The following is a 10,919-nucleotide window of genomic DNA, read 5'->3' on the forward strand; positions in this document are numbered from 1 at the left end:
GTCCGGACGATGAATACTTGGACATCTGATCAGCCGATAATCTCCATCCGGGATGTGCGCAAATCCTTTGGGCAAATTGAAGTCCTCAAAGGTGTCAGCATGGACATCATGAAAGGAGAGGTGATCTGCATCATCGGCCCGTCCGGGTCCGGCAAGTCGACGCTGATCCGCTGCATCAATGCCCTGAACGACATTCAGGGCGGTTCCATAACTGTTGAAGGCCAGGAAGTGCATGACGCACAGCTCGACCGGCTGCAGCTGCGTAAAAAAGTCGGCATGGTGTTTCAGCAATACAATCTGTTCCCCCACAAAACCGCGTTGGAAAACGTAATGATGGCACCGGTAAAAGTGCTGAAGGAAGACAAGATCAAAGTTGAGGAACGCGCGCGTGCATTGCTGAAAAAGGTGCGCTTGGAAGGCAAGGAACACAGTTATCCGGGCGAGCTGTCGGGTGGCCAGCAGCAGCGGGTTGCCATCGCGCGCAGTCTGGCGATGCGTCCGGATGTGATGCTGTTTGACGAGGTGACCGCAGCGCTGGACCCGGAAACCGTGAAGGAAGTGCTGGTTACTATTAAGGATCTGGCCGCGGATGGGATGACCTGCATCCTGGTAACGCATGAAATGGGGTTTGCCCGTGAAGTGGCTGACCACATCTATTTCACCGATAAAGGGGTGATCGTCGAACACGGCTCGCCTGAAACGTTCTTTGACAACGCCAAAGATCCGCGTACTAGAGAGTTTCTGAGCCAGATCCTATAACTGCTGCATGGCACAGAATGGCCGGACTGGCCTGCTCTGTTCTGAGATCCTTTGAGGAGCGTGTTTCAGAAACCGTTGCCGGTGCTTCAGCAAGGATGATCATTCACGGGGTAGACAGATGAGCCGCAGCAAACCCTCGGACCAGCTTCCGGATTTTTCGCTCCTGCGGAATTTCTGTGTCATTGCCGGTTCAGCCAGTCTCACCGAAGCGGCCGCAAAATGCGACTTATCTCAACCCGCGCTTTCCCAGCAACTGCAGCGGCTCGAAGCAGCTCTGGGTGTTTTGCTGATGGAGCGGAACACCCGGCCGATCCGGCTGACCCGGGCAGGAAAGCGCCTTGCGGAAGGATTGCCCAGCCAGTTGCAGGATTTGGTGAGACTGGTCGAACACGTACGCTCGACACCGAATGTCAGCCGCAAGAAGCTGAGGATTGCTATGCCGGACAGCATGTCCTGCACAATGGGGGCTGAATTCCTTTCAGTCGCGACCTCTCTTGCAGCGTCGGTGGAGTTGAGTGCAGGGATCTCTCCGTGGGCCGATGACGCGCTATTGGGGCGCAGCTTCGATCTTATGGTCGACACCCCGCCCTATGACACGCTTGGCTATGTGAACCCGGCCAAAATCTTCATAGATCCTTATGTCCTGGTCTACCCCGCCTCGCTGCCCCGCAAGCGGCCGGAAGACTTTGTCGTCACCGACCCTCAGATCGCCTATGCGCCGACCACAAAGTTCGGAGTGCGCGCGGCCAGGATTGCACGGCAATTGGGAGCGGATACCGAGCCTGCCTTCAGCTTTGATTCAAGCCAGAGCCTGCTGCGCTTTGTTCAGGTCGGTTATGGCTGGGCCGTAACTTCTGTCCTATGTCTTTATCAGACACCTGCAGCTTTACGTGATCTCTCGATTTTCCCTGCGCCGCCGGAAGCATGCCGCACGCTGATGCTCCTTAGCCGCACTGAAGAAATGCAGAAGCTGTCCCAAGACGTGAACCAACGGCTGGTCAAGGTGTTCAAAGAGCTAGTGGACGGCCCCTGGCAAACAATGTCGCCTGAGGCCGCAAGTTACTTGAGACTGGCGAACCCGGATATCTTTTCTGACCCGGATACGCCGCTGCCAGACGGCTAAGTGGTCAAACCGATAGCGCTTCCTGGCCTGAAACATACTGAATCCAATTTGTCAGTTCCCGGGTCCGGGTACTGATTTCAAAATCATCGACCGAACAGCCCAGCCGATTTGCGGTTTCCAGATCGCTTTCAACCATCAGCAAATCCTCGACAGCAACACCGGTGTTGAAAAACAGGCTGCCGTTCTCACGGATCGCATTGGCCACGATCGAGGGTGAAATTTCAGGATGGTATTGCAGCCCCCAGAAGTCTGCACCGCTTTGGCGCACTGCCATTGCCTGGACAGCGCTATGCGCGTTGAAGGCCAGGCAGTCACCGCCGTCGGGAATGCGGGTGACTTCGTCACGGTGAGCACAAGCAACACTGAAACCTGACCGGCGGCCCTCCATCATCGGGTGTTTCACGCCTTCTTCCGTTAGTTCAACATTCAAAGCAAGCCCGGTTTCTTTGCCCTTTGGGCAGGCGGCGATTTCGCCGCCCAGGCAGACAGTGCCGATCTGCAGACCGTAGCACACACCAAGCACAGGGCGCCCGGTTTCGAAAGCAAGGTCGCATGCTGCCCGAATAGGGCGGGCCAATTCGTCGTCTGCTGGCCACTCGTCGCCGGCCCCAGTCATGACGATGCCGTCCAAGCCTTCAAAATCTGCGCGTGTCATCTCGGTCTTGTAGGGCTCGGCGACACGGATTTTAATACCTGGTATGACTGCTGAGAACACCCGGGCAAAGTTTTGCGGCGCGGCCCGTCCTTGCTGACGTCGGCTGCTGGCAAGATTGGGGGAACTGGATTCTACAATCAGAATTTCGGTCATGTTCTTCCTTGGTCAATTGAATCGGTTTGCTTCTGAGCGCTTCTTGCGCGGTTTGCCTTACTCGGCTGCGACCTTAATCACCGGCTTCATGCGCTCCAGCACATCGTCGCTGAGGTGGCATTTGATCTGGTGGCCGCCGTCCAATGTGCGCACCGGCGGGACGTCCTTCTCGCACAAACCGCTCGGCACTTCGGATTTCCAGCGACAGCGCGTCTGGAACGGGCAGCCCGGCGGCGGGTTCATCGCCGAGGGGATGTCGCCCTCCAGAACGATGTGCTCTTTCTCCACGGACGTGTCGGCGATCGGCACCGCGCTGAGCAGCGCCTCGGTATAGGGGTGGTAGGGCGGTGCAAACACCTGGTCGGTGGTGCCCAGCTCCACCACATGGCCGAGATACATCACCATCACCCGGTCGGAGAGATAGCGCACGATGCTGAGGTCGTGGGAGATGAACAGGAGCGTCGTCTTCTCCTTGCGCTGAATCTCCATCAGGAGGTCGGTGACAGCGGCCTGCACTGACACATCCAGCGCCGAGACGGGTTCATCCGCCACCACGATGCGCGCGCCGCCTGCAAAGGCGCGGGCGATGCCGACGCGCTGCTTCTGGCCGCCTGACAGCTGCCGCGGCATCCGCTCGGCAAAGGCGCGGGGCAGTTTCACCAGATCAAGAAGCTCCAGCATCCGCTTGCGCCGTTCTGCTTCGGAATTGCCGATGCCGAAGATTTCCAGCGCCCGAATGATCTGGCGGCCGACGGTCATCGAGGGGTTCAGCGTGTCAAACGGGTTCTGGAACACCATCTGCACGTCGGAAACGGTCCTGGTGTCGCGTTCCTCGATCGGCACCTGTTCGATGTTGCGGTTGTCGAGCAGGATCTGGCCCTCGGTGGCGGTTTCCAGCCCCATCAGCACCTTGGCAAAGGTGGACTTGCCGCAGCCGCTCTCGCCGACGATGGCCAGTGTTTCGGACTCGCGGGCCTCGAAGCTCAGGGTTTCATTGGCCTTGACCACCTTCTTCTCGCCGCCGCCGAACAGGGCGTTGGCGGCCACCTCATAATATTTCTTGAGGTTTTCTATCTTCAGGACGACCTGGCCGGGGGCGGTCTTTTCCTTCTGCTCGCCCACCGTGATCGGCGCGTTCCAGTCGATTTCCTGGAACTTCAGGCAGCGGGTTTCGTGCCGGTCGTTGCCGTGCACCGGCGACATCGGAATGACCTGATCGGCGTCGCAGCGGCCCTCTTCGAAATAATCGCAGCGCGGGCCGAAGTTGCAGCCCGGCGGGCGTTCATGGGGCAGCGGGAAGTTGCCGGGGATCGCCACCAGCGGGCGCGCGTTCTTGTCGGCACCGGGCAACGGGATCGAGCGGAACAGCGCCTGGGTGTAGGGGTGCTGCATCTCGTCAAACACGTCGTGGATCGAGCCGCGCTCGACCGCCTCGCCGGAATACATGACGCAAAGCCGGTCGCAGGTTTCCAGAACCAGGCCGAGGTTGTGGCTGATGAACAGCATCGAGGTGCCGTATTTCTTGCCCAGGTCCTTGACCAGCTCAACCACCGCGGCCTCTACCGTCACGTCGAGCGCGGTGGTTGGCTCGTCCAGGATCAGAAGCGACGGCTTGGACATCAGCGCCATCGCAATCACGATCCGCTGCTGCTGGCCGCCCGACAGCTGGTGCGGGAAGGAGTTCAGCATCCGCTCCGGGTCGGGCAGGCGCACGTCGGTGACCACTTCCAGCGCGCGGGCGTAGGCTTCCTTTTCGCTGACGCCCTCGTGGATCATCGGCACTTCCATCAGTTGCTTGCCGATCCGCATCGCCGGATTGAGCGAGGCCATTGGCTCCTGATAGATCATCGCGATTTCATTGCCGCGGATGTCGCGCAGTTCTTCCGCGCTCATCTCCGCCAGATCGAGGCCTTTGAACTTGATGGTGCCGCCGACGATGCGGCCATTCTTGCCAAGGTCCTGCATGACGCCAAGCGCCACGGTGGATTTGCCGCAGCCGGACTCCCCCACCAGGCCAACGGCCTCGCCGGGCTGCACAGTGACCGAGAAATCCATCACCGCGGGAATTTCGCGCAGGCGGGTGAAGAAGGAGATCGACAGCTTGTTAATCTCGAGGATCGGGCCGTCGTAATCTGCCAGTTTGTTCATATCCGCCTCCATCAGTCTTTCAGGGATTCTTCGCGCAGGGTGTCCCCCAGCAGATTCAGGCCCAGAACAAGGCTCATGAGGGCCAAGGCAGGCGCCAAAGCGGGATGAGCATACAGCGCCAGGAACTTCCGGCCTTCGTTGATGGTGGTGCCCCAGTCCGGGCTTTCCGGGGTCAGGCCGAGACCAAAGAAACCCAAGGCTCCCAATAGGATCGCGGTGTAACCGATGCGCAGGCAGAAATCGACGATCAGCGGCCCGCGCGCGTTGGGCAGGATTTCCCAGAGCATGATGTACCAGGGACGCTCGCCGCGGGTCTGGGCAGCTGCAACAAAATCACGCGTCTTGATGTCCAGAACCTGTCCGCGCACGATACGAAACTTGGCCGGCGCACCAACCACCGCGATGATGGCGAAGATGTTCTTGAGCCCAGGCTCGATCAGGAAAATTCCCGTGGGGTCATAGTCAAAGGCAGTTCCAAGATAAACCCAGGCGCCAATGCCCAGCGTGGTGCCGACCAGCACGTTGCGCAGAACAGGGCGCACATAGAAACGGGAGTGCCAGAACAGGCAGAAGAAGATCATCGGGAAGATGAAGACGATTGCCGCCAGAACATTGGGAACAGATGCCTGCCAGACATGCCCGGCACCAAAGCTGATGGCAGGGCCACCTGCGCGGATTTCCGGTGTTACCAGCAGGTAGAACAGCAGGATGACCGGGAATGCGATAATCAGGTTGGCCACAAAGGTCAGGGCCGTGTCCATGCGGCCGCCATAGTAGCCAGCGGGCAGGCCCAGAGTGATCCCCACCAGGAACGCAAAGACTGTCGCAATGGGGGAGACGGTCAGCACGATGCGGCTGCCGGAAACCATCCGCGAGAACACGTCCCGCGCCAGATTGTCACCGCCCAGCAGATACCAGCTATAGGTATCTTCATCCGCCCCGGGAATGGCGCTGCCAGGCAGAGCGTTTTTCATGCCGGAGAACTGGCCATAGGGGTCGTGCGTGATTATCTGATTTGCAAAGAGTGCAGTCAGAACCCAGAACAGCACCAGGGAGAAACCAGCGACTCCAATAGGGCTGTCAAAGATCTGGCCATAGAGGCCGGTTTTGCGGCGTGTGGCAATGGATCCGGTCAGGATAACTGCCATGCAGGCCCAGACGGGCAGAAAACGCAGGCTCAGCTGCAAGAGAAGTTCGGGAGTTGTGAGATCAGTCATGGTCCCGGATCCTTAGTTGACGCGGATGCGCGGGTTGAGGAAGACATAGCCGATGTCGGAGATGAGCTGGGTCAGCAGCACCACGATTACCGCAACTACAGAAATGCCCATCAGCAGTTCGATGTCATTGTTGCCTGCGGCCTGAACCAGCGCCCAGCCGAAACCCTTGTAATTGAAGATCGTTTCCACGATCACAACACCGGTCAGCAGCCAGGGAATTTGCAGCATGATCACGGTAAAAGGGGTAATCATTGCATTCCTGAGCGCGTGTTTCAGCACAATCGAACGGAAGCTCACCCCTTTCAGGCGGGCGGTGCGGATGTACTGCGCGGTCATCACCTCGGTCATCGAGGCGCGGGTCATCCGGGCGATGTAGCCCATACCGTAGAATGTCAGCGCCAGGACAGGCAGGGTGAAGTTGGCAAAGGTGATGCCCTTCATCGCCGTGGCGGCAGAGGCTTTGAACAGGGTTGGGCCGTCAATCAGGCCCCAGTCTGCCAGGAGCGGTGAAATCCCGGCATTTTTCGAAGCGAAAAAGGATATCAGCACCACCGCAGATACATACTCCGGGGTGGAGGTGGTAATGATCGAGAACGTGGAGAGCAGCCGGTCGGCCCAAGAACCTTCGTGCATGCCGGCCAGAACTCCGATTAGCAGAGATAGCGGCACCATGACACAGAGCACCGCAAGCATCAGATAACCGGTGGTGCCTAGCCGTTTGGCGATGACGGTGCTGACCTCTTCCTTGAATACCGTGGAGAAGCCGAACTCCCCCTGAAGCACGCCGCAGTACTGCGGAGCCGCTTCCGCAGGACGCACTGGCCTCGAACAGCGGGTGTGCATATCTCCGTCCGCATCGGTCAGCCGTGCGGATGGGATGACCCCAAGCCATTCTCCGTACTTGGAAAAGATGTCCTGTGTATAGCCGCGGTCTGCCAGCCATGAGAGGACTTCGGCGTCGCTCATACGGGCATTGGCCTCAGTCTTGGCCAGCTTCTCAAGATTGGGCATTAGATTGGTCAGGAAGAAGACCACAAAGGTCAGGCAAGCCGCCGTCAAAACCATGACGCCGAACCGCCGCAGAATGAAGTGTCGCATGGTAACTCCGAGTGTTCAGGCAGGCCACGGGGGGAGCACAGGTCCGCAGCCTGCCGTGCCTAAACGCTAGGGTTTAGGCCCAGCCCCACTTGTACAGCTGAGGCAGGAAGGAAATATGCGGCTCGGCGTTCAGGACGCCTTCACGCGACTGACGGAAAAGGGAGCGCCAATAGGGCTGGATGATCACGGCCTCATCCACCATGATCTGTTCCATCTTTGCCGTGATCTCGCTGCGTTTTGCCGGATCAGCTACTGCGACTGCTTGATCGAGGAGCGCATCGAACTCAGCATTGGCAAAGCCGGATTCATTCCATTTCTGACCGCTGCGGTAGCAGATGCCGTAGAGTTGCACCCCCAGCGGGCGGTGGTTCCAATCAGTGATGCTGAACGGATATTTCGTCCAGTCGTTCCAGAAGGTGGAACCCGGCATGATGGTGCGCTTCACCTTGATCCCGGCGTCACGGAGCTGAATGGCAACAACATCAGCAGTGTCTCTGCGGAAGCCGCCATCAATCGAGATCAGTTCATGCTCAAAATCGGCCATGCCAGCCTCGTCCATCAAGGCTTTGGCGCCCGCCGGATCATGCACTGGGTCGCCAATGTTGGCGTATTCCGGATGCACCGGCGCAACATGATGGTTCTGTGCAACCTTGCCGTTGTTGTTGAACCCAAGTTCCAGCACAACGTTATTGTCGACTGCCTTCTGCAGTGCTTTGCGGACCCGGACGTCAGCATAAGGTTTCTGCCCGTTCACCTCGGCCTGCTGGTTGGCGCGGATAACAACCGTAGAGCCCGTTGCGATTTCGGATGTTTGCCAGCCCAACGCTTCGATTAGTTCCAGATACTCGCCCGACGTGTTGTAGGTCACGTCAATCTCATCCGCCTCAACAGCAGAAAGAACCGCAGAGGCGTCGGTGCCGTAGTCGAGGAATTCAATCCGGTCGAGCCAGGCACCGGTACCTTCGCCCCACCAGGTATGATCCGTGTTGCGTTCCACAGCTGCGCGGACGCCAACCTGAAACTCGACCGGTTTGTAAGGACCGGTCCCAACCGGGTTGGTCAGCATTGTTTCCGGCGTATAGCTTTCATGCACTACCAGGGCGGGGTAATCTGCCAAGCCGGGAATGATCGTGATGTCAGAAGAACGGCATTTCAACTTGACGGTTTCACCATCGACGACAGTGATAGCTCCGGCTGCCGCTTTCTTGGTTTCCGGGTCGACCAGGGAGTTCATGCGCGACGCCATCGAGTTGCCCTCGACCTCAGCGTCGCACCAGCGTTCGATATTGCGGGCGACGTCTTGCGCGGTGAACGGATCACCATTGTTCCACGTCGCTCCCTTGCGGATTTTCAGCGTATATTCGGTGGCGTCGCTGTTGACTTCCCAGCTTTCCAGCAGCCGCGGCTTGAAAGTTCCGTCGTTGTTGTATTCGACCAGATATTCCAGCCAATTGGAGGCGACCATCGACATCGCCGCGAAATCCATCGTACGGGTGTCCTTCAACGCATGCACGCCTACTTCAAGCCGCAAGGTTCCGCCGCGTTTGGGCGTGGCTGCCTGTGCCGGTGCAGCCATGCCCAGCATGCCATAGGCGGTTGCTGCGGTTGCGCCGAACACGCTGGCCAGTGCCAGAAACTCCCTCCGGTCCATGTCACCGCCTCGACGTGCATGGCCAGCCGCTTTCAGAACATGTTCTGGCAATGGCTTGCCGGTTCGTTCACCAGTTTGATTGTTGGGGCTCATGTCTTCCTCCCGTTGAGCATTCGCTGAAGAAAGGGGAGAACCCCCAGCTACCATTTCCTCCAGACCTAGCCTCCCAGCACATGGAAATTTGGCATTTCTTCAGAACTGCCTAACTGTGGCGGCACTCGATCTTCCAAGCCAGCACAGGCAGCTTCATTGTTGCCGCTGATGAATGACATTGAGAATTTGAATGCTGGGAAGTTGAGGCAGAGGCGTCATCCAGAGCCGTTTACACCTGAAGGATGAGGGTTTCCGCTCCACTATACCGGGTGGAGAAGAACTGTACCCTGCTGCGAATATTAAATTTTGGTAGCCAGGCACAGCGTAGCACTGCGAGGTTTTCGTACGTGCCTACACCGGACTTGAACTGGATGCCGCGCTTCGCCCGTGCAGCATTCTGAACCAGCTCAAAACTGCCGTTGGTCACAGCCTCTCGGCTCAAGGTCGAGAACCGCCCTGCCTCCTCCAACCTCGGAGAAACCCGAGCCTTCATGGATGATGCCAAGCGCATCCTGATCTTCTCCGATGCGGGAGGCACCGGGCGCAGCTATCACGCTGATCTTGGGGCAAAGAACCAGCGCCTCCGGGTGCATTACCTCCTGGAGCCCGGCTGGAAGGCCGACAATGCGATCCAGGGGCTGGGGCGCACCAATCGGACCAACCAATCGCAGCCGCCGCTCTTTCGGCCGGTGGCGACCAATGTGAAAGGCGAGAAGCGGTTTCTCTCCACAATCGCGCGGCGTCTCGACACGCTCGGGGCGATCACGAAAGGCCAACGCGAGACTGGCGGGCAGAACATGTTTCGCGCCGAGGACAATCTCGAAAGCCCCTACGCACGCGCGGCGCTGCGGCAGTTCTTCTACAAGCTGCGTGCCGGCAAGATCGACGCCTGCTCCTATGCCCGCTTTCAGGAGATGACCGGGCTGACGCTCGACGAGGCGGATGGCACCATGAAAGAAAACCTGCCGCCGATCCAGCAGTTCCTGAACCGCTGTCTCGCGCTCCGCATCGACATGCAGGACGCGATCTTCGAGGCTTTCGGTGGGTTTCTTTCGGCGATCATCGAAGATGCGCGCCAGGCAGGCACGCTCGATGTGGGCCTTGAGACGCTCAAGGCCGAGAAATTCGAAATTGTCGATCGTAAGGTGATTTTCGAGCATGAGGCGACGGGGGCGACGGCGACCGCCCTGACCGTCGAGCGGACCGATCGCAACGACCCGCTCACCCTGCCCCGGGTCAAAGCCATCTGCGCCAATACGAAGGGTGCGAGGCTCTGCTGGAACAAGACCTCCAAACGCGCCGCCCTGATGGTGAAGGCGTCGGCCTTCATGGATGAGGACGGCGTGCCGATCCTGAGGGTGAAACTCCTGCGGCCCATGGCGACCGAAATCCTCGCCCTCACCGAGTTCTCGAAGTCGCACTGGGAAGAAATCGACGATGCGATGTTCGAGCAACTCTGGCAGGCCGAGGCCGATGCGGTGGCGCCAATTGCGCGCGACAGCGGCGCCAGAACGCCGGGGCGCAGCATCGGCGGCGGCAGGCCCTACCTGCGCTCGATGCTGTATCTGGCTGCGCTTCAGGCGTCCCGCCGTTGCGAACGCTTCATTGCGTTCCGCGCGCGGCTGCAGGCGAAGGGAAAGACGCCGAAACAGGCAATCATTGCTGTCGCCCGAAAACTGCTCACAATCCTCAATGCGATGCTCAGAACCGGTACTCAATTCAACCCGGAAGCAATCTGAGCAGCCGCCACAACATTACGGTTGCCGGTTTGTTTCTCAAGCAGAACGACTGACGTCCAAGGCATTCAGAATGGCCTTGCCAAGCGCTTCGTCCGACACGTCCTCCGGCAAGACCGTATCTTCATGGCCGCGAACGCCCTCCCAACTGGAACGCCCGCGATAGCGCCATGGCTTGAGCCTGATCTTTGTGTCCTGCAAGGTCAGCGTCACGCTCCCTGCGCCGTCGTACAGCGATTTCAGGGTTTTGACACCCGCGCGGGCCTTTTCTGCTTCGTTCAGCGCC

General features: G+C 59.0%; 8 protein-coding genes and 1 pseudogene. 3 read left to right on the top strand and 6 right to left on the bottom strand.

Features of this window, described 5'->3' with window-relative positions:
* Positions 1-9 precede the first annotated feature (9 nt).
* Together VWY75_RS14750 and VWY75_RS14755 are read left to right on the top strand one after the other, a co-directional pair.
* The gene (locus VWY75_RS14750; protein WP_416535673.1) at positions 10-759 is read left to right on the top strand and encodes an amino acid ABC transporter ATP-binding protein; all 750 of its coding nucleotides are present in this window, start codon (positions 10-12) and stop codon (positions 757-759) included.
* A gap of 118 nt (positions 760-877) precedes the next feature.
* The gene (locus VWY75_RS14755; RefSeq protein WP_416538252.1) at positions 878-1,882 is read left to right on the top strand and encodes a LysR family transcriptional regulator; all 1,005 of its coding nucleotides are present in this window, start codon (positions 878-880) and stop codon (positions 1,880-1,882) included.
* Positions 1,883-1,886: 4 nt separating this feature from the next.
* On the opposite strand, the gene VWY75_RS14760 is transcribed toward VWY75_RS14755, so the two are convergent.
* The 5 genes from VWY75_RS14760 to VWY75_RS14780 all read right to left on the bottom strand — a co-directional run bounded on the left by VWY75_RS14760 (position 1,887) and on the right by VWY75_RS14780 (position 8,897).
* On the bottom strand, positions 1,887-2,690 hold the full coding sequence (locus VWY75_RS14760) for a type 1 glutamine amidotransferase (RefSeq protein ID WP_416538251.1): 804 nt from the start codon (positions 2,688-2,690) through the stop codon (positions 1,887-1,889).
* Between the two features lie 57 nt (positions 2,691-2,747).
* On the bottom strand, positions 2,748-4,838 hold the full coding sequence (locus VWY75_RS14765) for a dipeptide ABC transporter ATP-binding protein (protein WP_416538250.1): 2,091 nt from the start codon (positions 4,836-4,838) through the stop codon (positions 2,748-2,750).
* An 11-nt stretch (positions 4,839-4,849) separates the two neighbouring features.
* On the bottom strand, positions 4,850-6,055 hold the full coding sequence (locus VWY75_RS14770) for an ABC transporter permease (protein ID WP_416538249.1): 1,206 nt from the start codon (positions 6,053-6,055) through the stop codon (positions 4,850-4,852).
* A gap of 12 nt (positions 6,056-6,067) precedes the next feature.
* Entirely contained in the window at positions 6,068-7,153 is a 1,086-nt protein-coding gene (locus tag VWY75_RS14775; RefSeq protein WP_416535678.1) for an ABC transporter permease, read from the bottom strand.
* Positions 7,154-7,226: 73 nt separating this feature from the next.
* Positions 7,227-8,897 carry an ABC transporter substrate-binding protein gene (locus VWY75_RS14780; protein ID WP_416535679.1) on the bottom strand — a complete coding sequence of 557 codons (1,671 nt, stop codon included), beginning with the start codon at positions 8,895-8,897 and terminating at the stop codon, positions 7,227-7,229.
* A 434-nt stretch (positions 8,898-9,331) separates the two neighbouring features.
* On the opposite strand from VWY75_RS14780, the pseudogene VWY75_RS14785 reads away from it, so the two are divergent.
* A pseudogene (locus VWY75_RS14785) lies at positions 9,332-10,378 on the top strand (strawberry notch C-terminal domain-containing protein); the annotation flags it as partial.
* A 294-nt stretch (positions 10,379-10,672) separates the two neighbouring features.
* On the opposite strand, the gene VWY75_RS14790 reads toward VWY75_RS14785, so the two are convergent.
* Positions 10,673-10,919, bottom strand: a 247-nt coding sequence (locus VWY75_RS14790) for a contact-dependent growth inhibition system immunity protein (RefSeq protein ID WP_416538248.1), incomplete at its 5' end; no start/stop codon positions are given.

Source organism: Phaeobacter sp. JH20_08, from assembly GCF_048056635.1.
In the GTDB taxonomy this organism is placed as follows: Bacteria; Pseudomonadota; Alphaproteobacteria; order Rhodobacterales; family Rhodobacteraceae; genus Phaeobacter; species Phaeobacter bryozoorum.

What these genes read in the sequence shown, in the direction of transcription:
- VWY75_RS14760 (WP_416538251.1), bottom strand. Translation starts at nt 2,690, where the DNA reads ATGACCGAAATTCTGATTGTAGAATCCAGTTCCCCCAATCTTGCCAGC.
- VWY75_RS14775 (WP_416535678.1), bottom strand. Translation starts at nt 7,153, where the DNA reads ATGCGACACTTCATTCTGCGGCGGTTCGGCGTCATGGTTTTGACGGCG.
- VWY75_RS14755 (WP_416538252.1), top strand. Translation starts at nt 878, where the DNA reads ATGAGCCGCAGCAAACCCTCGGACCAGCTTCCGGATTTTTCGCTCCTG.
- VWY75_RS14750 (WP_416535673.1), top strand. Translation starts at nt 10, where the DNA reads ATGAATACTTGGACATCTGATCAGCCGATAATCTCCATCCGGGATGTG.
- VWY75_RS14765 (WP_416538250.1), bottom strand. Translation starts at nt 4,838, where the DNA reads ATGAACAAACTGGCAGATTACGACGGCCCGATCCTCGAGATTAACAAG.
- VWY75_RS14770 (WP_416538249.1), bottom strand. Translation starts at nt 6,055, where the DNA reads ATGACTGATCTCACAACTCCCGAACTTCTCTTGCAGCTGAGCCTGCGT.
- VWY75_RS14780 (WP_416535679.1), bottom strand. Translation starts at nt 8,897, where the DNA reads ATGAGCCCCAACAATCAAACTGGTGAACGAACCGGCAAGCCATTGCCA.